This window comes from Rhizobium sp. NZLR1 (genome assembly GCF_017357385.1).
Classification (GTDB): Bacteria; Pseudomonadota; Alphaproteobacteria; order Rhizobiales; family Rhizobiaceae; genus Rhizobium.
Genome location: NZ_CP071632.1, coordinates 830,349 through 853,265, shown reverse-complemented (window position 1 = coordinate 853,265; position 22,917 = coordinate 830,349). Strand labels below are relative to the sequence as shown.

General features: G+C 56.0%; 26 protein-coding genes. 1 reads left to right on the top strand and 25 read right to left on the bottom strand.

Translation table 11 applies throughout. The features are described 5' to 3' along the window. Positions 1–16: 16 nt before the first annotated feature. From J3O30_RS04265 to rfbA, 22 genes are all read right to left on the bottom strand, one after another. Positions 17–988, bottom strand: coding sequence for a hypothetical protein (locus J3O30_RS04265; RefSeq protein ID WP_207583036.1), 972 nt, complete (start codon positions 986–988; stop codon positions 17–19). After that, positions 985–1,797 (bottom strand): class I SAM-dependent methyltransferase, encoded by an 813-nt coding sequence (locus J3O30_RS04260; protein ID WP_207583035.1) that lies wholly within the window; start codon positions 1,795–1,797, stop codon positions 985–987. The genes J3O30_RS04265 and J3O30_RS04260 overlap by 4 nt, the downstream gene beginning before the upstream one ends. Next, entirely contained in the window at positions 1,797–2,930 is a 1,134-nt protein-coding gene (locus tag J3O30_RS04255; protein ID WP_207583034.1) for a glycosyltransferase, read from the bottom strand. The genes J3O30_RS04260 and J3O30_RS04255 overlap by 1 nt, the downstream gene beginning before the upstream one ends. Positions 2,931–2,941: 11 nt before the next feature. Further along, positions 2,942–3,949 (bottom strand): class I SAM-dependent methyltransferase, encoded by a 1,008-nt coding sequence (locus J3O30_RS04250; protein ID WP_207583033.1) that lies wholly within the window; start codon positions 3,947–3,949, stop codon positions 2,942–2,944. Continuing rightward, positions 3,946–4,824: a glycosyltransferase family 2 protein gene (locus J3O30_RS04245; RefSeq protein WP_207583032.1), complete on the bottom strand. Its 879-nt coding sequence runs from the start codon at positions 4,822–4,824 to the stop codon at positions 3,946–3,948. The genes J3O30_RS04250 and J3O30_RS04245 overlap by 4 nt, the downstream gene beginning before the upstream one ends. A gap of 14 nt (positions 4,825–4,838) precedes the next feature. Further along, complete coding sequence (locus J3O30_RS04240) at positions 4,839–5,825, bottom strand: class I SAM-dependent methyltransferase (protein ID WP_207583031.1); 987 nt, start codon at positions 5,823–5,825, stop codon at positions 4,839–4,841. A 2-nt stretch (positions 5,826–5,827) separates the two neighbouring features. After that, positions 5,828–6,688 carry a methyltransferase, TIGR04325 family gene (locus J3O30_RS04235; protein WP_207583030.1) on the bottom strand — a complete coding sequence of 287 codons (861 nt, stop codon included), beginning with the start codon at positions 6,686–6,688 and terminating at the stop codon, positions 5,828–5,830. A gap of 2 nt (positions 6,689–6,690) precedes the next feature. Next, positions 6,691–7,449, bottom strand: coding sequence for a hypothetical protein (locus J3O30_RS04230; protein WP_246762716.1), 759 nt, complete (start codon positions 7,447–7,449; stop codon positions 6,691–6,693). 104 nt (positions 7,450–7,553) lie between these two features. Then, positions 7,554–8,186 carry a PIG-L deacetylase family protein gene (locus tag J3O30_RS04225; protein ID WP_207583028.1) on the bottom strand — a complete coding sequence of 211 codons (633 nt, stop codon included), beginning with the start codon at positions 8,184–8,186 and terminating at the stop codon, positions 7,554–7,556. Then, the gene (locus J3O30_RS04220) at positions 8,183–8,884 is read right to left on the bottom strand and encodes a WbqC family protein (protein ID WP_207583027.1); all 702 of its coding nucleotides are present in this window, start codon (positions 8,882–8,884) and stop codon (positions 8,183–8,185) included. Before J3O30_RS04220 ends, J3O30_RS04225 begins: the two co-directional genes overlap by 4 nt. Next, positions 8,881–9,846 (bottom strand): glycosyl transferase, encoded by a 966-nt coding sequence (locus J3O30_RS04215; RefSeq protein WP_207584256.1) that lies wholly within the window; start codon positions 9,844–9,846, stop codon positions 8,881–8,883. Before J3O30_RS04215 ends, J3O30_RS04220 begins: the two co-directional genes overlap by 4 nt. Then, positions 9,828–10,505, bottom strand: a complete 678-nt coding sequence (locus J3O30_RS04210) for a glycosyltransferase family protein (RefSeq protein WP_207583026.1) — start codon at positions 10,503–10,505, stop codon at positions 9,828–9,830. Before J3O30_RS04210 ends, J3O30_RS04215 begins: the two co-directional genes overlap by 19 nt. Beyond that, positions 10,502–11,518 (bottom strand): N-acetylneuraminate synthase family protein, encoded by a 1,017-nt coding sequence (locus tag J3O30_RS04205; protein ID WP_207583025.1) that lies wholly within the window; start codon positions 11,516–11,518, stop codon positions 10,502–10,504. Before J3O30_RS04205 ends, J3O30_RS04210 begins: the two co-directional genes overlap by 4 nt. 102 nt (positions 11,519–11,620) lie before the next feature. Further along, complete coding sequence (locus J3O30_RS04200; protein WP_207583024.1) at positions 11,621–12,691, bottom strand: radical SAM protein; 1,071 nt, start codon at positions 12,689–12,691, stop codon at positions 11,621–11,623. Between the two features lies 1 nt (position 12,692). After that, positions 12,693–13,538: an NAD(P)-dependent oxidoreductase gene (locus J3O30_RS04195; RefSeq protein ID WP_207583023.1), complete on the bottom strand. Its 846-nt coding sequence runs from the start codon at positions 13,536–13,538 to the stop codon at positions 12,693–12,695. Further along, complete coding sequence (locus J3O30_RS04190; RefSeq protein WP_207583022.1) at positions 13,531–14,244, bottom strand: nucleotidyltransferase family protein; 714 nt, start codon at positions 14,242–14,244, stop codon at positions 13,531–13,533. The genes J3O30_RS04195 and J3O30_RS04190 overlap by 8 nt, the downstream gene beginning before the upstream one ends. Continuing rightward, a complete protein-coding gene (locus J3O30_RS04185; RefSeq protein WP_207583021.1) occupies positions 14,237–15,217 on the bottom strand; it encodes an NAD-dependent 4,6-dehydratase LegB in 981 nt (326 codons plus the stop codon). Before J3O30_RS04185 ends, J3O30_RS04190 begins: the two co-directional genes overlap by 8 nt. Beyond that, complete coding sequence (locus tag J3O30_RS04180) at positions 15,214–16,533, bottom strand: ABC transporter ATP-binding protein (RefSeq protein ID WP_207583020.1); 1,320 nt, start codon at positions 16,531–16,533, stop codon at positions 15,214–15,216. Before J3O30_RS04180 ends, J3O30_RS04185 begins: the two co-directional genes overlap by 4 nt. Then, on the bottom strand, positions 16,533–17,411 hold the full coding sequence (locus J3O30_RS04175) for an ABC transporter permease (RefSeq protein ID WP_207583019.1): 879 nt from the start codon (positions 17,409–17,411) through the stop codon (positions 16,533–16,535). The genes J3O30_RS04180 and J3O30_RS04175 overlap by 1 nt, the downstream gene beginning before the upstream one ends. Beyond that, positions 17,408–18,514, bottom strand: a complete 1,107-nt coding sequence (locus J3O30_RS04170; protein WP_207583018.1) for a DegT/DnrJ/EryC1/StrS family aminotransferase — start codon at positions 18,512–18,514, stop codon at positions 17,408–17,410. The genes J3O30_RS04175 and J3O30_RS04170 overlap by 4 nt, the downstream gene beginning before the upstream one ends. 1 nt (position 18,515) lies before the next feature. Beyond that, on the bottom strand, positions 18,516–18,890 hold the full coding sequence (locus tag J3O30_RS04165) for an FdtA/QdtA family cupin domain-containing protein (protein ID WP_207583017.1): 375 nt from the start codon (positions 18,888–18,890) through the stop codon (positions 18,516–18,518). 23 nt (positions 18,891–18,913) lie between these two features. Then, positions 18,914–19,825, bottom strand: coding sequence for a glucose-1-phosphate thymidylyltransferase RfbA (rfbA, locus tag J3O30_RS04160; RefSeq protein ID WP_207583016.1), 912 nt, complete (start codon positions 19,823–19,825; stop codon positions 18,914–18,916). A 253-nt stretch (positions 19,826–20,078) separates the two neighbouring features. Here rfbA and J3O30_RS04155 point away from each other — a divergent pair, with 253 nt between their 5' ends. Beyond that, positions 20,079–20,864, top strand: coding sequence for a glycosyltransferase family 2 protein (locus tag J3O30_RS04155; RefSeq protein ID WP_207583015.1), 786 nt, complete (start codon positions 20,079–20,081; stop codon positions 20,862–20,864). A 44-nt stretch (positions 20,865–20,908) separates the two neighbouring features. On the opposite strand, the gene J3O30_RS04150 is transcribed toward J3O30_RS04155, so the two are convergent. Genes J3O30_RS04150 through J3O30_RS04140 form a run of 3 tightly spaced genes read right to left on the bottom strand, consistent with a single transcriptional unit; the run spans position 20,909 to position 22,896 of the window. Continuing rightward, positions 20,909–21,712, bottom strand: a complete 804-nt coding sequence (locus J3O30_RS04150; RefSeq protein WP_207583014.1) for an anti-sigma factor — start codon at positions 21,710–21,712, stop codon at positions 20,909–20,911. Continuing rightward, positions 21,709–22,314 (bottom strand): RNA polymerase sigma factor, encoded by a 606-nt coding sequence (locus J3O30_RS04145; protein WP_207583013.1) that lies wholly within the window; start codon positions 22,312–22,314, stop codon positions 21,709–21,711. The genes J3O30_RS04150 and J3O30_RS04145 overlap by 4 nt, the downstream gene beginning before the upstream one ends. A gap of 45 nt (positions 22,315–22,359) precedes the next feature. After that, on the bottom strand, positions 22,360–22,896 hold the full coding sequence (locus J3O30_RS04140; RefSeq protein WP_207583012.1) for a tetratricopeptide repeat protein: 537 nt from the start codon (positions 22,894–22,896) through the stop codon (positions 22,360–22,362). Positions 22,897–22,917: the final 21 nt, after the last annotated feature.

The following is a 22,917-nucleotide window of genomic DNA, read 5'->3' as shown; positions in this document are numbered from 1 at the left end:
CTCAAGCTGCGCTGTCTCAATAGCGCAGGAGACGATGCAGGGCGCGCTTGACTGCGAACGGAATGTAGCGCTGCGCCCATCTACGCCTCGCGACAGCCGCGGCCTCGCGAAGCCCGCCAGAGAAGCCCGGAGAGATCGTTCTTATTTCCGAAAGCGTCCGCATGAGCGCCGCCTCATAGGCTGCATAGACAGCTTCGGGCTCCCTGCAGACCGAAGTGTAGAATGAAGAGAGCCTGTCGAAACCACCACCTGCCAGCAACTGAAACTGATGAAAATGATAGAAGATCAACGGCATGCCTTCGACCAACACCCCGCCTAAAGTCTGCTCGGCGAAATGCAGCTTCTCATAGTTCCAAGGCGCAATTCCCGCTCCTGGATGCGCGATAATGTGGCACTTCGGATACAGGATAGGCCACTCATCCAGATATTTCTGGTCGCCCATTTTGCCGTCTTCGAGGCGATAGTAGCACCACTCAATGCACTGCTCGCGCCAACGAGCAAGGCAACGCATCCCCTCTTCGTCGCGCCGGAAGCTCACCCATTCCACACAAAAACGGCCGTTCACTTCCCTGTCCTGGAGCCGGGGAGCAAAACGATGCTCGATGATTGCGATCGAACTGTCGCCGATTTCCTCCAGGATTGGACGGATCGGCGAATAGAACAGTAGGTCGGAGTCGAGATAGGTGATGAAATTAATCTCTGGATAATGATCCAGCACGAAGGTCGGCAGGCACGGAGACAGGGTCCAGCAATATTCAGCGACGCCGCGTGATTTCTTAGCCTCCAGGAGCTCCGGCGTCTCCAGATCGGCGAGTGGGATACAGGTGATGTAGGATCTGTTGGAGGCGATCAGTATCTCCTGCGCCTTCTGATCCATGCAGAGCACAAAAACATGTGCGTCTGGGCACCACTGGACGAGGCTCTCCATCATCGCCATCCCCTTGATGAGATAGCCGCTGTCGAAAAGAGTACAGAAATAATTCGTCATAGCTGGGATTGTTTCCTGCACAAATAGGTGCGGTTTGCATTGCCCGTGCTGTAGTCGCGCGGATCCGCGCTCTCGTTCAGCGTAAAGGTTGACTGCACTTCCAGGCCATGAACCCGAAAACTGTCCAAGAGATCCGGCTCGGAAAAATGGATCTCTATGGTCTCGACGCCATAGGCCTGCTTACGGAAATACTTGGTCGGCTGTCCATAGACGACCGGAGTGCGGTGAAAAATGACGTATTCTTTGGCGACGCGGGCGCTCTCGGCAATCGCCGCTTTATAATCGGGAATATGCAGGAGGCAGCATCCCGAAACCACGACATCAAACGCATCATTCTGATAGCTGAGCCGCGTTGCATCCTCCACATCGAATGACAGTGCTGGATAGATTCTGCGCGCCATATCGATGAATGCATGGGAATAATCGCAGCCGCTATACCGCAACGGCAAGCCATTCACTTCCAAAACCTCGGAGTAATATCCGCTGGAACAACCGATTTCGAGCAATGAACCGGCAGCCGGGAGATTGTCGATCCTACGCAGCGCAGCGGCAAAAACATCGAATACATCAATGGAAGCGCCGCCGCGATATTCCTTCAACTGGCGCTCGACGAGCTCTCTTTGGCGTGCAGGCAGATCACTCGCTTTCCAGGATGCGGCAAGGCGCGAGCTTTCGCTGTCTCGCCGAGCTGAATCGATCTCGATGTAGTGCGAGGACACCGATGCCGCTGGCAGCAGCTGTTCACGCAATCGCTTCAACCGGCGCTTCAACACCGGAAAGCGGTTGAGAGTCGTATGAATAAATGACATCAGCCCCGCTCCTCCAAATGTCTCTCGAGGATCGGCATCAACTCGTTCATTCTCGTCTTGTAAGTGTGGTCCTTCAGTGTCCTAGCCTGACCGGCCTTCGCGATAAGATCAGCCTCGTCGGGGTGCTTTATATAATAGCGTATGAGTTCCGCGGCTTCCTCAGGGCTGGAATAGGCGACGACTTCCTTGCCGATCTCGAAAATCTCACCAAGGTTGTCTTTCCTGTCGGTTATAAGCAGCGATCCGACCCCCGTCGCCTCGTAAAGCCGCATGTTATTGGCATTGTTTTCGGCAACGTTGATATGCCGGTTGACCGTGATCCGGCTGCGGGCCAGCGCGCGATACATGTCCGGACCCCACACTTCACCGTTATGACGTTTCCGAATTGCAGATGAGCGCGGAAGCGTCCTGGCGCCGTAGCCGAAAAACTGTATCGGCGTGGTATCCGCAAGATGTTCGAGCAGCGGGATCGCTTTGCCATGATGACGGCTTATGCCGCCGACGAAACTCACTGGCACGTCGCGTGGGACATTCCCGAGGATATCGAGCACCCGGGTGTCGAAGCCGATCCGAAAGTATTCAGATCTTATGCCCATCTCGCGGAAACGGGGCACGAAATGGGGAAAGGACGTCAGAATGAGATCATAGGGACGCAGAAAGCCGTCCGGCGGCAACGGACAGGCGATCTGGCCGACGATGAGTGGCACGGTCTTTTTCAGCTCCATCAATGCGTGAGGCGGAAAAAAGCTGAGATCCTGACAATAAAGCACATCGGGCTTGAATGCGCGCACCCGCGCCATCGCAACCTCCAACAGGCCAGGAAGCGCCGCCAGCCGTGCACCGATATAGGGCAATCTGAAAAACCGGTGGGGCAGTTTCATCGCCCATGGGCTGAATGGTTCGTTGTTCTCTTGCGCCCAGGCCGATTGAAGCGGAACACAATTGCCGATGATATCGAGGACATCGCAACCCTGGGCCTTCAGGTGACGGGAATAGAAATCGGACGTGCCGAACGCTGCCTCGAGCAGAGAATCCGTCTGCCTCTGGGAGGAAGCCGACCTCAAATCCCGATTGCGACGATAGTGCGTCCTCAGAAATCGGGAATAGTAGGTATCGAACACGGCAATCCGCATGACGCTAAATCCTAGTTCTTTGCCGCGGAAAGTCGGAGTTCGACCAAGAGACTATCGCCCTGCCCCATTGCGTCCAGAGCCCGGTTTCCAAAGCCCATCATGACACCGGCAAGGCGTGCACCGCGCGAAACAGCAACGTTGCGAACCTTTTGAATAAAGCTCGGTGGCTTCTGAGAATTGCCACTTTCCGACCAGGTATTGGACGCCTTTCCTTCCTGTCGCTGCTCTCCGGAGGTCCTGAGCTGAAGCACCGACCAGAGATTGGGGGTGATCGTCCTGATACGCCCGACATCGTAACCGGATTTCCGGGCAAGTAGAGCAAAAGAAGTTCGATTGAAATGGTTCTGGTGGTAGGGAATGTGCCAGTTGATCCACCGCTCCTTCCACAATTTGCGGTGAAAGGAACCCGTGTTCGGGAAAGCCAGTATGACGCGTCCACCGATGTTGAGACGATCCTTCAGAGCCGCAAGCATCGCGAGCGGATCAGGCACATGTTCGATGACTTGGTTCAGCACGATGAGATCGAACTTCTCATCGGGGAACGGCACGTCATAGATGTTGCCGATATGAACGCGTAAGGCATATTTGTCGGCGATCGTCCGAACGTTCGGATCAGCCTCGACCCCCCAGCATTCGACGCCGAGCGTGCGCATCTCCAGAAGAGAGAGACACGAGCCGCAGCCGATATCCAGCACCTTTTGCCCCCGCTTGGCAACATAATGTCCCTGGTTGTCGGTACCGGCTATCCATCGACGAAATCCGGCGAGCGGTCTTTCGACGAGCGCAGCCTCTTTTTCCAGCGCATCAAAATCGATCTCCCGACGGGGATAATAATTGCTGTAAAGCGCAGGGAGATCTTCTTCCGTCAGCCGTGGCGCAGTCGACATGTGACCGCACGAAACGCATCGGTCTATCGAGTAGACGCCTGGGCAGCCGTATCGATCATCGCTGATGTGCTCGATAAAGGTTTGCATTTTCGATCCGCACGCGATGCACTGCTGATGCTGGCCGCCGCTCATATCGTTCCTTCCTTTCGTTTCGCCAATGACCTCCACGTCGAAAACGCGCGGCTGCACGAGAAATGCGCCATACGGATCGGCGCAGTCATGCGTTGCACCGGTGACCCGACAAGCGAGTAAAAAATAAGACGCTGAACCACGTTGTGAGCCGAACGCCTGCCAAACAACCGCTTTCGCCATGAAAGGCTGGACGCGTCGTTTCCATATACCGGAGGCGAATAGACGATTGCTCTGCTGCTGACAACCAACGGCACTCCGGCACGCGCGAAGCGCATAGCGATTTCGTAGTCAGCCATGTAATGCGGCAGAAGGTGCGGACGCATGCGGCCATGTCTCCGAAACAGGAGCGCCGGGTAAAGCGTTCCTCGGCCACTCAATGCATCGACGCGATATTGGCTGTCAGGCGACCGTTTTTCCGTTTCGCTCAATTCCGAAAGCAGATCCCAGACGGCAAGCCGATTGATGTTGACCTTCGCCCCAATACTGACAAGGGGCGGATCCAGCCCCTCTTCATGGATGACACTTCCGACTGCAGCCCCGCCATTTTCTTTAGACACTTGCACCAGGGTTTCGACGAAATTGTCGTCAAACCAGGTATCGTTGTTCAGAAACAGGATGTAGTCAGCCGGTTGGCAGGCGGGAAGCACATGTTTCAGTCCTTCCTCCATGGCGCCGCCCCACCAGAGATTACCGTCCCCTCGAATTTCGGTCACATCCCTCTGCGATTGCAGGTATTCTGCGGTTCCATCGGTCGAACCGTCGTTGACGACTATGATCCTCAATTTCGCTGCAATGCCTTGAGCACGCAGAGAAGCAAGGACACGCCTTGTGTGTTCGAGACGATTGAAAACCGGGATCAGGACATACACGATCATTTCAGCGTGAGTACCTATTGCTTTTGAAACAGGACAAGATGCGTTTGACCGACCAGCTTGTCTTTGGCACTCTGAAAGGACGTTGCCATTTGCATTTCCGTTATCTTCTCGCCGAGCCTCTTTAATTCGACATCACGCTCATTCTGATAGCCAAACAATCGATAAAGGACGCGATCGAGAAAACTCGGCTTCCGCGGCGGAGGCGGAGGAGCAAGGAAATTGCCTAAATAGGATCTATAATGCGCAAAGCGAAGAGGCTCTTGATGGACCTGCTCCAACTGGAGAGAGAAGAGGGCTTCCATCTTCTTGAACGCTTTCTTCGAAAACCCCATTACATGGTGTGGGGGCATATCGAGGAGGACTTTTTCGGCCTCTGTGAAATATCCTTCCGGATCAGGCACTGCGAACAACAGGTAGCCACCCGGCCTTAAAAGCCGCAGAGACTGTTCAATGAATTCACGTGGCGCAGGCAAATGCTCCAGGACCTCGAAAGCCGAAACAACGTCGAAACTGCCTTCACCCAGCGTCGCCATCTCCTCGCTCGTAACGTCCAGGCCGATGGCTTTGCAATCGGCAATCGCCTGCGGGTTGAATTCCAGGCCCTTCACCTCGTAGCGATTCTTGATTCGAACGAGGAAATGGCCCTGACCGCAGCCGACCTCCAACACGCTCTTTATCCCGTCTAGGCCGGCGAGAATTTGCGCCGCGACGTCAAACTCCCATTTGTCCTTCTCGTAGTACCAGGAAAAACGGCTCGAAAGTTCATTATAAAACTCACCGTCTCCGGCCAGCGTCGTCGCCGGATCGAAAAATCTAAGGTCACAGTCGAAACACCGAAACTGATGCGCTACGCCCTCAATGCCAAGCCGACTGAACGGTTCAAAGCCAAACCCCTTCTGCCAATCGGCTTTCAACGCGTCCACGTCGAACCAGCGATGCAAGCCGATTTGCTTTCCCGCACACAATGGGCAGGATTGGGAATGCTTTTGCAACGAACTCATAGTTAATTCTCGCTGATTATGGGCGACTGCAGGGCAATATCGTATTGCGAACCGGTCAGGACGAACAAATAACCGGACTCCTGCAGGCTCCGATTTTCTCGATCATTTTCGACCGTGGAACAGGACGCCGGAAATTTTGAAACTAGCGTGTAGTTCGACGCCATGTAATTCAAAAACTTGGATTCACTGAAAATCCATGTCGGTATGACGGCCGAGAATATATCGGCCGAAACATATTGGCGCGTGAGGACGTCGTTTAAGCGGCCTGAAAACAGCGTTCTGTCAAATACGACCATCGGAACCTTTGAGGCTTTTATGGCCTCCAGCATATCGTAAGGCCTCTCGACGTATTGAAGGGAACTAGAGAAAAGGACTACATCCGGGATCTCCGTCGCCAAGGCTTCGCGCATATCAGAACAGAAGCTGACTTGGCTATCTCGGAATAGATGTTTTCCTTGTTCAACAAATGTCTGTTGCTCAACGATCACCCAGCTCACCTGAGACACGGCCTGCAGGAAGGGCCGGTTTTGGAAATAAGTCGTCCCGAGGCCACCCCCGAAATCAAGAACGTTAAGCGCCGCGCGCGCACGTGAGGCCCATAATAGGGCAGTTGCGATCGGGAAGGCATATTGTCTGGTCTCGAACGTAATCGAATCGCGTTCGTAAGCCTTGCGTCCGTTCAAGACTTCGGTCGTGCCATAAGCAACTCTTTGGGCGATGTTCGGATCCGAATAGCCAGCCAAGCCCGCCTCTGCTTCTTCCCAGGTGGTGAACTCACCGATGTACCCAGTTTGGGTTTGAAGGCCAGATGGACGTCGATGCTTAAGAAACCGGCGCACCAGCGAAGAAAGACGAGCGCGCATTATCACTGCACCTTGTCTGGCGAGAGCAGCAGTTTCAGCGGAATCCTTTCGAATTCATCGAGCTCGCCACCTATGCCTCCATTTATTATCCGGACGCCATTGGCGGAGGCAATCATCCCCAGCCTGCGATATTGGCGCCAGAGGCGGGCAAGGCTTTGGAATGTGTCGTAGTTGGAAGACAGGATCTTTCCATCTGATGTCACCGAGTAATCCATGTCGGCCTGTGCCTTCAAATCGAAGGCATAGGTATAATATCCGCTCCTCCAACTGTCGTGATCGACGCCAAGCAGGATGATATTCTTGAAGCCCATATGCAAGGCGATCATCAAAGCCAACACTGGCACCGAATCGATTCGGGGGATCGGCTTCGCGATATCGATGATGGATGTGTCGGTGACTTCGTCAATATTCGTGCGAAGGGCCACGTAACGCACTTTCCGGCCGGCAAAAAGATTGCGCTCGGCGACGATGCCAGCTTCAGTCTCATTGAGAAACAGTTCTGCCTCACCAATATTTTCATGCATCTCAGTGAACCAGCGCGCGACCTGATCTTCAGTCATGGTGCCATATGTAATCTGTGGAACGATGTGATATTTCGGTGCGAAGCGCATAAAATGGCCATGAAGATAGCCATTTGACACGCTTATAACGGTTTCACCCTCAAGCACCGTCAGATCCAGAGATTTCACGCTCGGACCATTGGCCAATATGAAACAGCGCCGGCCTTGATGGCATCCCGCTAGTTCTTCGTTGGCTCTCAAGGCCTCCAGCATCGGTTTCGAGAGCTGAACCCGCTGTCTGTGCCTCCGCCTCAATTCATGCACACCGTATGGAAGCAGCATAGAGGCGAGAGTCATTATTTTCCTCACGGCTGCAGCCACTTCACGACCTCGAAGACTTCGGCGTATTTTACACCGATGCGCTGGCCGGCGTTCTCGGCTTCATTGCGGAAGAAGCTCACCCATTTCCGCCCCGTGCGCTCCATCTCGGATTCGTGGGCAAGGATTGCCTTTTCCTTCTGGTCCCAATGGGAGGTGATGTCGACGTAGAAATTCCCCCTGAAATCCACCGTCGAATGATACCAGTTGCTGCGGTACATCAAGAGGCGGGGTACGTGGCGGCAGCTGTGCAGCGATGCGCGCGACAGGGCCAGATGATCATGGTGGATGTCGCCGACCCAGTGGGTATAGACCATATCGATCTTCAGATCCTGCACGAGCTTGAGGATCTCGATATTCAGCGGATCGACGAATTCGATCTGGAGCGTTTTGAACTCGCCGCAAAACATTTTCTGGACGCCGAGAATTTCCATCGCCGCATCCGCTTCCGCTCTGGCGACCTCGCTGCTGCGCACGGACTGATCATACTGGTTTGAAAAGCCCGATACGGTCGCGACATAGACGTAAACCGTGTCGCCGTTTGCAGCATGGCGTGCCAGTGCACCGCCACAGCCCAGTTCCACGTCGTCAAAATGGGCACCGATCGCGAGAATATTCATTTGCAACTCCAGAGCAGGTCACGCGTGCCTGCAATACCACAATTCAGCAGTGTGTCGAGGATGCTGAGATAGGGCATGAACTCGCCGAAGGGCTGTGGATAAACCGGATGGACGAAATGCTGCCATTCGATCTCAATTCCGGCTGCCTCGAACACATCCGGCCGCATATAGTCGCGCGCCCCCAGGCCTGAGAGATAACGTGTTGCTCCCACTTTGCGCAGCAGTTCGACAAGCAATTCGTTCCTATGCCCTTCCGGACTTAATGTGCTCGATCGCACCGTCGGCATCGTGATTTCAAGCATATCCAGAATACCTTCCAGGAAATGCATGTTGAAATCGGCCAGCAGCTCGAACCGCTTGCCGTAGAGGGCTTCGATGCGGGGAAAGACTTCGCTCCAACCGGCGGACTTTCGATAGTTTTCGCGAAGCAGCGAAAGGTTCTGGTCTATCCATCCGGTGCCGGGCGCCAGTTCCACCGCATTGATTGCAGTGCCCAAACTCGGCTTTCTGATGCCGACGGTGAGCCACCGATCGCCTTGCGCCGTCTTTATCTTGTCACGATGCGTCCAGCTTTTGCTCGTACCATGGACGAACTGCACATGGTCCAGAACGATATAGAGGTTGGCGTTCAGGAACCGCTGAAAAAAGCCGAGATATGAAGCAAAATCCGGCTGATGAATAACCGCCGTGATGGTCATGCAGCCAATCTCTCCAGCAAATCGGCAACACGCCCGACCCCGCCAAGACCAACCTTGGTCATGGCGATCTCGCTCATGGCCCTGATGGGAATTGCCGTTTCCAGAATACCGAGATCGAATGCCGAGTGATGCCCGGCAAAAAACGCCGCTCCCAGCTTCTCAAGCGCATGTCCGACGGGGATTTCAAAAGGCTCGTTGGCGATCACCACACAGGGCAGCCCAGCCGCGCAGGCCTCGAATGGGGTAATGCCGCCACCGGTAATCGCCAGATCATGTCGATGCATCTCCGCGGCCAGCGACGGCACCTGGTTGAGTAGCGTGAACCGGCCCGGTGACGCGGCCGAGATGACTTCTTCAAGTTCCGCCATGTGCTGGAAGCTCGGGCCCGTGACGATGGTGACGGCAAACGGCTTGTCCCTCAGCCATTTGGCGACACGGGCGGTCACGCCGTAGGTATCGGCGCCTCCGAGCGTCACAAGTATCGATGCGAGGCTTTGCCGAAGCCTGCGAAACGCCGCGATTTCAGGATTGAGGATCATGTACTCCAATCCCAGCCGAACATCCTTGCCCTTGAGATACTCGGTCTTTTCAAACATCAGAGCGCAGATGTTGATGTCTGCAAGTTCTGCGCCGTCACCACGATCGTCGAAGGTAACAAGCCTGACGCCCAAACGCTTGATCGCCTCGCTGTGGGATCGCTGCGTGTCGAGGCGGTCGTTAATCCAGACTGGAGCCGCTGCGGCGGGTTCGAGGAAGCTGTTCTCCCATCCCGTCACCGAGGCGAGATCGTAAAGCCCCACGTCAAAGCCGCGCTCGCGGATGATCTTCAGCGAGTTCGGATGATCGTTCGCCAGAAATCGGACCGGACGACCGCGCGCGCGCAGTTCGGCTGCGAGCGTCAAAGACCGGAACAGATGGCCCATGCCGCGTGTATGCGAGCTCTCTATGCAGAAGACGAACATAGCCTGATCGCTTCTTCCGTGCCAAGCCAACCCTCGTTCGCCAGTGCGGCGAGCGCACAAGCGCGTTTCCAATCCTCCTCCGTGTCCACCGTCAGACGCAGGCTCGGAGAGATTTTGGTTGGGGGAACATCGAGTTGGCCGATATTGAACAACTCCGGTTGGTCGGTGAAGTACTCGTTCACGTGCTCGCGATGGTGCGGCAACTTTCCCTCGCGATGACTGCGTGACAGCGCTTCGAGCGTAAATATCTCAGCGCCCACGCCAATCGGCAGCTGGCCGAACGCATGCGTATAGTCGTATCTCTGCCTCTGATGCAGATCGATAAGCCTTTCGAGCTCCTCGATATCCGTGAAAGGATTATCTGCGGTCAATCGAACGATGTCAGACATTCCAAATGATTTCGCGCATTGGAAATAGCGATCGAGGACGTCGGTTTCGTCGCCGCGAAAGCAGCTGACGCTGCGCTCAAGGCACCAGGCGTCAATAGCATCGTTCTCGACGGCCGATGATGTCGCTACGACAATCCTGGCCGGCCGCTTCAACATCTGAAGCCTGCCCAGGACATGGCCAAGAAGCGGCCTGCCGGAAATGTCGCGAAGCACCTTTCCCGGCAACCGGGTCGAGCCCATTCGTGCCTGGATAATTATCCCAAGCGTCACGCCAGATCGCTCCACTGCAGCAGCGAGTCGACCTCAAGGTCTCGAGCGACCCTCCGCCCGACAAGGTCTTCAAAGTGTTTGGGTTCAATGCCTCTACCGGGACGCTTCACGGCAATATCGCCGGCCGAAATGATGTCGCCGGCCGTTAGCGAGCGTTGCAGAACGACGCTCTTGCGGTTGTTGAGTCTTGTCGTTGCTTCGCTTGCGGCCGGCTCCTTGCGTCCGCTGCCACGCATGATTTCGAAAGCCCTGATTGCCTCGACCAGCCACTTCATCTCCGCTGGATCGGCGGAAAGCATGTGGTCGGGGCCGTCGGCGTTCTTATCGTAGGTGAAGTGGCGTTCTATCACCCGTGCGCCCATCGCCGCAGCGCAAAGACTGGCGACCGGCGTCAACGTGTGGTCGGAATAACCGACGTCCAGGTCGGGAAAGGTCTGCATCATAGTCTGCATTGCCAGCAGATTCACATTCTCGGGATGGGTGGGATAGCTGGTAATGGCATGCAGCAGAATAAGTTTATCGTTACCCGCCGCCTTGATCGTCTCGACGGATTCGCGCACCTCGTCGAGAGTGCTCATTCCGGTCGACAGCAGGATTGGCTTCCCGGTCTTAGCCAAATAGCGGAGAAAGGGAAGGTTTACCGCGTCGTCGGATCCGACCTTGTGAGCACCTACGCCACACTTTTCCAGCAAATCCACGTCGCTTTCATGGGATGGCGATGAAAACCAGTCCAGTCCGTGGCTCTCGGCATAACGGAAGACAGCTTCATGCAGCTCGTGTCCGATTTCATACTTGCGGAAGAGTTCAAACTGGGAGGTAACGCCGGTATTTTCCATATCGAACATCGCATGCCGGCTTGAAAGCGTTTCAGCCTTGTAAGTCTGAAGCTTCACCGCGTCCACGCCGGACGACTTCGCCTCGTCGATCAGCTGTCTTGCCTGATCAAAAGTCGTAAAATTCCCGCCGATCTCGGCGATGATGTAACACCGGTCAGGTCGGTAGTTCCGGAACATCTGCTACTCCTGCAATGCGCTATGCAGCCGGCATGCGACTAGTGGTAGCGCAGCTCAGTCGGCTCTGTGCGACGTCATCCCGCGCCAACTCCGGCTGCTTCTCTATTTTCCGATTTCCTGAGCCCGGTCGACGTAATTTCGGACGATCACTTTCCGGCCGCAGATTTCGGTCGGCTCATCATCCGTCAGGCGAGGCAGGTAGCAACGGCGGCATACTTCGCTTTTCAAGAAGCCCTGCGGTTCTTTGTGCAAGGCGCGGACCGCATTCATTTTTTCGCCGTGCCAAATCTGATGGACCGTCTCGGCATTGGCATCGCCGATGACCTCGCGATTTTCCTCGTCGTTCGAGCACTTCATTACAAGCCCATCGGCGCCAATAACGAGGCGCTGATATTGCTGTGGGCAGGTGAAGTTATCAAGATATTGAACGTCTGAATCGTTTCCGAGATAGTCGATCAGCGGATTAAAGGCCACAAGATCGACATAAGGCGCAAGGGTCTCGTAATAGAGATCAGGATTTTCCCGGATCGCCGGCCAGATGCCCTGCACCTTGATAACAGGACGATGGAGACCGCGCTCCTCCTTGTACTTCTTTATGTCCTTGATCTTGTCGAGTAGAGCCTGGAACTTGATTGGCTTGCGTATCTTCTCGTAGGTCTCACCGGTGCCGTCGATCGAAATAGTAATCCAGTCGATGCCGGCATCGACGAGCTCAGCGAAATAGTCCCTGTTGAGTTTGAAGCCGTGCGTGAGGGTCGAGACTTCCTTGATCCCGTGATCCTTGGCGTAGCGCACGCAGTCGGCGAAGCGCTTGTGCAGCGTAGCTTCGCCGCGCAGCGACAGACGGATCGCAGGAACCTTGCCGCCGATCTCATCGATGATGCGGCAATAGAGATCCCAGTCCATCCGGGTCGTGTTGACGTTTTTCTTGAACTCGTCGCTGATCGTGTAGCACATCGGGCAACGCAGATTGCAGATCGACGCCAGCTCGAGATCGACCAACAGCGGGTAATCCGAAACCTGCTGGTTCAGGGCATATTCCGACCATTTGCGACGGTAGTCCGCGTATTCGGCTTCCCACCCTTCGCCACGGAATCTGTCGAACGCGGCTTCGCGCTCGTCCGTGTCCATCGAGTAGTTGCCCTTGTTGATCGGAACGTAACGCTCGTTCAATTTACGACTCCTTCATCATCGCGCGGATCCCGGCCGGCAGATCCCATTCCGGCCACCATCCAAGAATGGCACGAGCCCGCGCAATATCGGCCCGCACGTCAGGTATTTCATTCCGCCGAACAGCGCAAGACGACACCACAGGTAGATGAGTGCCGGCGGTCTCCTGCAAGATATCGATTATTTCCTGCACCGAATGCGATGTCCCGGAGCCGATATTAATGCAATGATAGCCTTCCAAAACGTCCATCGCCTTGGCAAAGGCGCTCAGCACATCGTCAACGAATACATAGTCACGCCGCGGGCTCAGATCCAGAACCTTTATTTCCTGCTTCGCCCTTATCTGCTCCAGAAGCATAGGGATCAGAAATTCGGGCCGCTGCCCAGCGCCATATATATTGAAAAGGCGCAATACCACCACTGGTATCTGCTCGTGTGTGGCAGCAAACTCACAGAGTTGTTCGGCAAGGTGTTTGGAAAGTGCGTAGGGATTGTTCGGCCTGGCCGGATCGCTTTCGTGGATCGGCAGTCGCTCCGGCACCCCATAAACATAGGCACTTGCGAATATGAGCTTGGCCTTATGTCGCTTGCACCAGTTCAAAGCATGTTGCGTACCAAGCACATTGGCAGCCATGAAGCTCGGGCCCTGTGTCCAGCTATCCGGCACAAATGTCCTGCCGGCAAGATGAAACAGCGTGCGCGCCGCCGGCAGTTCCTGCCAGAGGCGTTCTTCGGCTATGTCGCCGTGCGTTCGGTCAAGCGCAAGCACGTCAACGCCGGCCTGTTCAAGCCGCTCGACCAGACGCTTGCCGAGAAAACCGCCCGCACCGGTGACGATGGCATCAACCATTCAAGAACCTGGATTTCATGGTTTCGAACTGCTCGATCGCCAATGCATAATCGTCGGGGCGTCCGATATCGAGCCAATAGCCTTGAAAATCGCGCACCGTGGCCGGCTTGTCTGCCGCAAGGAGATCGAGCATCAGCTGGTCAAAGCCGTAAGCGCCGCGTTGCGGTATGTGCTCTACTGCCCTCGAAGACACCATGTAGACGCCCATGCTGACCTTATACTCGGCCGTCGGCTTCTCCCGGAAGCCGGTCAGGCGTCCTGCCTCGCTGGTATCAAGAACGCCGTAATCTATGCGATGCTGACGTGTTTTGGACGAGATTGTGAATATATTGCCGTCGCGGACATGACCGTCATGAAAATCGGCATAATTCAGGTCCGTCAGGATGTCTCCGTTCATCACCAGAAAATTATCAGGCAGATCCTTGATCAACCGTAGCGGACCCATCGTACCAAGCGGCTCGTCCTCCAGCGAATAGTCGATGCGTACGCCCCACTTGTCCCCATCCTGGAAAAACGCCTTGATCAATTCGGCCTGATGGTTGACGGCAAGCGTGATGTGCTGAAAGCCGCGTGATATCAGCTGACGGATGATCACCTCAAGAATAGGATAATCGCCGATCGGCATCAGAGGTTTTGGAAGGACGACGGTATAGGGCCGCAACCGCGTTCCCATTCCCCCCGCCAGAATGACTGCGCGCCTAGACATTGAAAATATCCGCCTTATACCGCGCCAGATTCTGCGGCTGACGCAGCCATTCGATCGTTGCCTTCAAACCATCTTCCAAGCTGTAACGCGGCGAAAATCCCGTCAGAGACTTGATCAGGCTGTTGTCACAGCACAAGCGTTCCACTTCACTGTTTGCCGGACGCAAACGCTGCTCGTCGCATTCGATCTCTACGCTGACGCCAATGATGTCGGCGATGAGCTGAACGGTTTCGCCGATCGATATCTCGCTGCCGGAGCCGATATTGACCGTCTGGCCGACGGCTTGGTCGCAAGCGGCGAGTGCCAAAAAGCCGTCGCACGTATCCTGCACGTAATTGAAATCCCGCGTCGGTGAGAGCGCGCCGAGTTTCAACGACGTTCGTCCGCTCAGAAGCTGCGAAATCACGGTCGGAATAACCGCCCTTGCAGATTGTCTCGGGCCGAACGTGTTGAAAGGCCGTGCGATCGTCACCGGCAGATCAAAGCTCGAATGGTAGCTGTAGGCAATCGCATCGGCACCGATCTTGGAAGCCGAATAGGGCGACTGCGCCTGCAGGGGATGGCTTTCGCTGATCGGCACAAAACGCGCCGTCCCGTAGACCTCGCTCGTCGATGTCTGGATCACTCTTCCCACGCCGGCGTCGAGAGCCCCTTGAAGAACGTTCAGCGTCCCATGCACATTGGTATCGATGTAGCTCGACGGGGCCTGATAGGAATAGGGTATAGCGATCAGAGCGGCGAGATGGAAAACCGTATCGACGCCTTTGGCGACGGAGCGCATCTGCGCCGGATCGCGGACGTCTCCAAGGATCACCTCGAATTGGCCGCGGTATTCAGACTGGTCAAGCCAACCCCAGCTGGAAAACGAGTTGTACTGGCAAAGGGCGCGAACTTCGACGCCCGACCTGACCAGCGTCTCGATAAGATGAGAGCCGATAAATCCATCCGCCCCAGTGACAAGCGCTCTCTTCATTTCAAAACACCTTCAGAATTGCGCAGGAAGAGCTTTTCTATCTCCCAGGGCAATTGGATCGCCGAAATCGACGGCTTTCGTTGCTGGCCCAGCATCTGGATAATTCCGACATTGTCCTCCACGTCGAACCGGATACCCTCGGCGACGGAATAGATCGAGAACCGGCTCGATATGCCCAATCGCACGTAAAAGGTGCCCGTGTTGAGGAGATATCCGGGAAATCTGACGCGAGCTTTGTAATAGCCGGCTGGCCGGGTATCCAGGCGCCCGACGTCGAGCTCGGGATCGGAAAGGCTGATGAGGGGGGTATAGCCGTCCTCCATCATGATCTGCATTCCGACCGAGAGGCCAGAGAGCGGCTCCCTCAACTCGTATTCGACCTCGACAGAGAAATCCTTCGATAGCTCCAACGTTCCGGAAAGCTCGCCTTGAGAATTCAACACCGAAACACGGCAAATGACTGCCTTTCCGTCGACGTCCTCGGGATTGACCGAGTAACTTGCCGTGCCCCCGAATTCCGGGCGATCGAGATAGGCCTTTATCACATCCGCGGTATCGCCCATCGCAGCAACTTTTCCATCAGCCATCAGAATCGATTTCGGGCAGATGCTGCTGATCGCTGTCATGTTGTGGCTGACGAAGATTATCGTTCGGCCGGCCTTGGTGACCTCCTGCATGCGTCCCATGCATTTGTTCTGGAAGTTGACGTCGCCGACGGCCAATACCTCGTCGACCAAGAGTATTTCCGGCTCGAGATGCGCCGCGACGGAGAAGGCCAGGCGGACATACATGCCGGACGAATACCGCTTCACCGGCGTGTCGATGAATTCGCCGATCTCCGCAAACTCGACAATTTCGTCGAATTTCGACCTAACCTCGGCACGGCTCATCCCGAGGATGGCGCCATTCAGATAGACGTTCTCCCGACCGGTGAGTTCCGGATGAAATCCCGTACCTACTTCAAGGAGGCTGGCAATTCTGCCTCGTATACCGATGAAGCCCGAATTCGGCATGGTGATACGCGACATCACCTTCAACAGTGTGGATTTTCCGGCTCCGTTCCTGCCGATAATCCCGACGATCTCGCCGTGCCCGACCTCGAAAGAGACATCATCCAACGCGTGGAAGATGTCTCCCTTGAGTCGCGACTGCGCGCCGCGGTCGGACGTCTGGTCGGATAGGGAAACGTTCGGATCCGGAAGGTTGCGCCACTTCGCCCACCAGCTCTGAAGGTCGCGATAGAGGGTGCCGTGATTGATCACGCCGAGACGATACAGCTTGCTGACGTGCTCCGCTCGAATAACGATATCGTGCATCAGACGGTATCCATCGCGTTGGCTTCCGCCCGCGAGAAAAGTGCCAGCCCGCATAGAGTGATTGCGATAGTCACTGCGAGATTGGCGAGACAAAGACCGACGGGCAAGGCGGGAGCGTCGAATAGCGCCCAGCGGAAGGTTTGAACCGGCGTCGTCATTGGATTGAGGTAATAGAACCAATGATACCGTTCCGGGATCTGGCTGAAGGGGTACACAATCGGCGTACCATACATCCAGAGTTGCGTCATGAACCCGACGGCGTAGACGAGATCGCGAAAACGGACCGTGAGAGCAGAAACCACAAGCCCGGCACCAATGCCCAGCACGGCGATATAGAGAAGCACCAGCGGCGTCAGAAACAGGAACCAATAGTTCAGGGCCAGATCGGGATTGGCAATTTTCAGGACAATGGAAACCGTCAACAAGAGGAGGAACTGGATCGCAAAGGCGACAAGGCCGCTCATCGCAACGGATAGCGGCACCACAAGCCTCGGAAAATAAACCTTGCCGAACAGATTGGCGTTCTTCGAGAAGACTTCAGAGTTGTTGGTCAGACAGGCAGAAAAATAACTCCAGATGATCGTGCCCGACATGTAAAACAGAAAGGGCGGAAGGCCATCCGTGGAAAGATTAGCGATTTTTCCAAACACAACATAATAGGTCATCGCCGTCAGCGACGGTTGGATGATGTACCAGATGGGTCCGAGAATGGTCTGTTTGTAAAATGTGGTGAAATCCCGCTTGAAAAACATCCAGACGAGATCGCGATATCGCCAGACAAGGCCGAGATCCGGCCTATTGCCCTTGGAAGGCTTGATAACGATATCCCAATCGTCATCCGCACGTGCCGAGGCCGGTCCTTTCAGGTGCTCTGTCATGCCGCCAACTTCAGCTTTTCCGGGAGCGCAGCGAGAAGGCTGCAGACACGCTCGATCTCATCGCTGCTATGCCCGGCGGAAATAGGCAGGCTCAGCTCGGTGGCATGCAGTTCATCGGCAATGGGATAATCGCCGGAAAGAATGCCTTGCATTGCCTTCTGCCTATGCGGTGCAATCGGATAATGTATCTCGGTCTTGACACCGTTATCGAGCAGCCACTGACGCAATTCGTCGCGGGCGGGGTGCCGTATCCCGAAGATATGAAATACGTCATACTCGGCAGGTCGACGAAGCGGCTGCGCGAGCCATTTGGGCAGATTGGCAAAATAGATACCGGCCAGGGCCCGTTTATGTTCAGTCACCTCATCGAGGTGACGCAGTTTGACCCGCAGGAATGCCGCCTGCATCTCATCAAGCCTGGAATTTACACCGATATAGACGTTCTCATATTTTTTCTTCGAGCCGTAATTGCGCATGTGTCTGAGGCGATCTGCAAATTCGTCATCATCCGTGACGATCGCGCCCGCATCTCCGAGAGCTCCAAGATTCTTGGTCGGATAGAAGCTGAAGCAGCCGGCGATTCCAAAGGTGCCGGTCAGCTTGCCGTCATAGCGCGCGCCATGAGACTGCGCGCAATCTTCGATCACCTTGAGACCATGTTCGCTCGCAAACGCCGCGATCTCGGTCATCCGGCAGGCTTTGCCGAAAAGATGCGTCACGCAGATTGCCTGCGTGTTGCGTGTGAGCGCAGCGGGAAGGCGCGCCGGATCTATATTGAAGGTTTCGCGTTCGGGCTCCACCAGAACGGGTTTGTGGCCCGCGCGAAGAATTGCCAGGATGGTGGCTATATAGGTATTGGAGGCAACCATGATCTCGCTGCCTTTCGGCAGATCGAGCGCTTCAATCGACAGGATCAGCGCATCCAGACCATTGGCCACGCTGATGCAATGTTTGCTTTCCGCAAAGGCGGCGAATTCGACCTCGAACGAGGAGACCTCGTTGCCAAGTATGTACCACCCGGAACGAATGACACGGGAAGCAACCGCTTCCAACTCTTCCATCAGCGCGCGGTTGGCCTGCGCAAGACTTTCATACTCAATCATCTCAGAGCCGCTCATAAGGGGTGTCGATGTAGTCGTCCTTATCATATCCGCGAGAGGCAAAAACGAGCAGGATCGAACCGGGACCGAACGTCATTTCGTGCCAGTCCCTTGGCTCTACCAACAGGCACTGGTCCGGTGACGACAAGGTGATCTCTTCCCGGGCTTTTCCATCGTCCATCAAAACCATCACGCTTCCCGAAAGCGCGACCAACGCCTGCCGAGTCTGGTGATGACGATGGCCGCCGCGTGTATATCCGTCGGCTCCATAGATCCAGAAGCTCCGGACGACCGGAAATGGCAGTATTCCCTCCATGACGGTCAGCGCGCCTCGTCCGTCGGACATCGTCTTTAACGTAAGCAGGGTAAAAGCAGACAAGATTGGTTTCCAGTTTTGCCGGTTCAGCCGGTTGGGAAATGCGGAGCTGGTTCCCTCACCAGGCTGATGAGGTATCGACCGTAAGAGCTCTTTTCAAGTGGAGCTGCCAGCCTTAGCAACTGCTCGGCATCTATGTATTCCAAATGAAAGGCGATTTCTTCGGGGCAGGCTATCTTCAGCCCCTGGCGCCGCTCGATGGTGGCAATGAACTGACTGGCTTCAAGGAGTGAATCATGCGTGCCCGTATCAAGCCAGGCATGCCCCCTTCCCAGGACGGCAACATTCAGCCTGCCGGCCGACAAATAATGCCGATTGATATCGGTAATTTCGGTTTCACCGCGCGGCGAGGGTTTCAAGCCGGCAGCAATGTCGACCACGTCATTGTCGTAGAAATATAAACCCGTCACCGCATAAGATGAGCGGGGTCTGGACGGCTTTTCCTCCAGGGTGAGGACTTTGCCCTGACCGTCAAATTCCACTACCCCATACCGGTCGGGATCGTGGACTTTATACGCGAAGATCGTCGCTTCGTCCGATTTCTCGGAAGCCGCGGATAAATCATGCGTCAGGAGGTTGCCGTAAAAAATATTGTCTCCAAGCACGAGGGCGGTTGCCTCTCGCCCGATGAATTCCCTGCCGATCGAGAATGCCTGCGGAATGCCTTCCGGCGCGGCCTGCACGGCATATTGAAGATTCAATCCCCATTGGGCGCCGTCACCCAGCAACTGTTCAAAACGCGGCGTGTCCTGCGGCGTAGAGATAATCAGGATATCCCGGATACCTGCAAGCATCAGCGTTGATAGGGGATAGTAGATCATCGGTTTGTCAAAAACCGGAAGAAGTTGCTTCGAAATAGCGAGGGTCGCGGGATGGAGCCGAGTGCCCGAGCCCCCGGCGAGCAAGATGCCCTTGCGCAGCTTTTTCTTCGAAGACAAGAGACCTCCTGCAATTTGGTAATCTGCGCGCATTCACGAGCCTGTCGTGATGACGATCGCTGTTCGACACTGCTCACTACAGATAGATCGATCAGCATGCAATGCACTTACCGAGACGGGAAGTAGCCCAATCGCTGATCAATCCAGCATTGATCGAGGATAATGTGCGGTACCGGATTGCGACGCCGCCTTTCTATCTGCTACGGGTTGGCCAGATTTCGCCCCTCAGAATGTGAGCAAGACACCCGTTAAAATGGCTGCTGACACTGCCGATCCACGCACTCCCCGGATAAGCCTTATCACTGTTTGCTGGAACGCCGAGCAGACCATTGCCGATACGTTGCGGTCCATCGACATGCAAACCTACCGCGATTTCGAGCACGTCATCGTCGACGGTGGCTCAAGCGATTCCACGCTCGCCATCATTGCTTCGGCGCCGGCGGACAACCGCCGCGTACTTTCGGGACGGGACGGGGGTATCTATGAGGCCATGAACAAGGGGATTGGCCTTGCGAGCGGCGACATCATCGGATTCTTGAATGCGGACGACACTTTCGAGAGCAGCGACTCCCTCGAAACCGTGGCGGCCACGCTGGACGATGAAGCCTATGACGGCTGCTATGGCGATCTCATCTATGTTTCCAACCAGCATACCGATCGCACAGTCCGTTATTGGAAATCCTGTCCGTTTGAACCCGGTTCTTTTGGACGCGGCTGGTGTCCGCCGCATCCGACATTCTATGTTCGACGTCACATCTATGACCGGTTTGGGACGTTCGATCTGCGTTATCGGCTGGCAGCCGACGTCGAGCTGATGATGCGATTTCTGGAAGTCGCGCGCATCAAAACCATTTATATCCCCCGCGTGTTGGTCAGGATGCGCTTGGGGGGCGCCACAAACAAAAACGTCCAAAACATATCGCGTCAGAACAAGGAAGTGCTGCGTGCCCTTGCTGACCACGGCTTCAGTGTCTCGACTCCAATGTTCTGGGCATCGAAGCTAGTGAACCGCCTCGGCCAGTTCCTCACACGAAATTGATAGCAGGATTTATCACGTCCAATATCAGGCCGGGCCAATCGCGGTCAGACCGTAACCCTCCCCCGCACCCCCTCCGCAATCGCCGTCATCCGATCCGCCGCCGCATGTCCGATCAGCATGAAGGCGTGCGTTTCGTTCGACCAGTAGACGACATTCATGCCCTTGCGGTTTTCGAGGTCCGGCGCCTTGGGGCCTGCATCTGATCTGACGATGCAGAGTGCCATCGGGCCGGTTTCCGGGTCGAGATAGGCGATCTGGGCGAGCGGTTTGCCGTCATATTGCAGCAGCAAAGCGCGTTTGAAGTCGATGCCCGGAAGCGAGACGGCTTCGGGAGACAGCGACAGGCCGAGCTTTTCGTCGAGGGATCCGAGTTGGGCGGTCTGGACGTCTCTGGCGGGAACGGGGCCAGCCAGCGTTTCCGGCGTATAGAGGGAGATATAGTCGGCGACCACGGCGCGCCATTCGCTGTTTTCGTCCCTTGCCGAAAAGCCTTTGCCGATGCCGATGAAAGCGCGGTCGATGGCGATGCCGGCAATCAGCGAGGCGGCAAGCGCGCCGAGGAAGTGGCGACGGGTGGCGAATATGGGTGCGGAGCCGGATTTTGCGCGCTCTTGCACGGGGATGGCGGCGAGCATCGTCTCCAGTTTCTGGCGCGGGGCCCGCGACAGCAGTGGGGCAAAGGCCCGCTCGAAGGGCAGGCTGGCGCGCGCCAGGAATTCCAGCCGTTCGGCGACGCTCTCGTCTTCATTCACCAGGGTTTCGATGCGCGCGGCCTCTTCGGCCGTCAATTCGCCGTCGATGAAGGCGGTCAGCTCCTCGTCAGAGGGAATGATTTGCTTCGTGTTCATTGCCGTCCCCCTTCCAGGCCATCGCCTGAGAGCTTGGCGCGGGCAGCCGCCAGCCGGCTCATCACTGTTCCGATCGGAATATCCAATATGCTTGCCACCTCGCGATAGGAAAGCCCTTCGACATAGGCGAGGAAAACCACCGTCCTCTGTGCTTCGGGCAGGGCATTGACCCGTTTCAGCACCTGACCGGCCATCACCTGCGTTTCGGTGGCATGTGCGCCGTCGAAGGTCAGCGTCTCCCGGGCATCGACGAAACCCTGGCCCTGGCGCACCCTGCGGGAACGGATCTCGTTCAGCCAGATCGAATGCAGGATCGAAAACAGCCAGCGGTCGAGACGGGTGCCGGGGACGAACTGATCGGCGCGTTCCAGCGCGCGAACACAGGTCGCCTGCACCAGGTCGTCGGCGACATCACGCTGATGCGAGAGAACAAGACCATAACGCCAGAGCCTTGCCAGATTTTCCGTCAGGCCGCTCCTGATATCCGCTTCGCTGGCGATGGCCGCCTCCGCCGATCCTGCATTTTTCGGAACCGCCGGACGAACCGGCGATTCCATTCTCGCGCGACTATAGGCAGGAAATGAGGTAGGCGCGACAGACATTCTCACATGCCTTTCTCTGTTCCGTTTCCCGCCGGTGCCTGCCAATCAGATCTTCGACGGGTCGATGATGGCGGCGTTCAGATCCTGATATTCCTCACAAGCGGTGCCGCAGATCGCCTTGATGGTGCTCAACTGATCCTTGGCGAGGTCGAGCTGACCCTTGATGACATAGGCTTCGCCGAGATATTCGCGGACCTTGGCGTATTGCGGGTCCATCTTCACCGACTTGAGGTAGTAGGAGATGCCCTCGTCGGTGCGGCCGAGCTTGCGGGTGGCATAACCGCGATAGTTCAGCACCTCGGCCGTGTTCTGGTCCTTGACCGTGTCGAGCATGGCAAGCGCCTCCTCATAGCGGCCAGTCTTGGCCAGCGAATAGGCGTAGTCGGTGCGGTTCTCGTCCGAGACGTTGGCGCTCTGCTGCTTGACGCATTTCTTGGTCTTCTGGTCGTAGATCTCACCCTTCTTGCAGGTTGGCATCGTGCTGCTGTCATTGCCGGCTGCAAAGACCGGGCCGGAGAAAACGGAAGCGGCAAGGCAGCCGCCGAGAATGAGGGAAGCAGTACGGACTGTCATGATCGTCATGGGAAAACTCCTCGAAAGTGA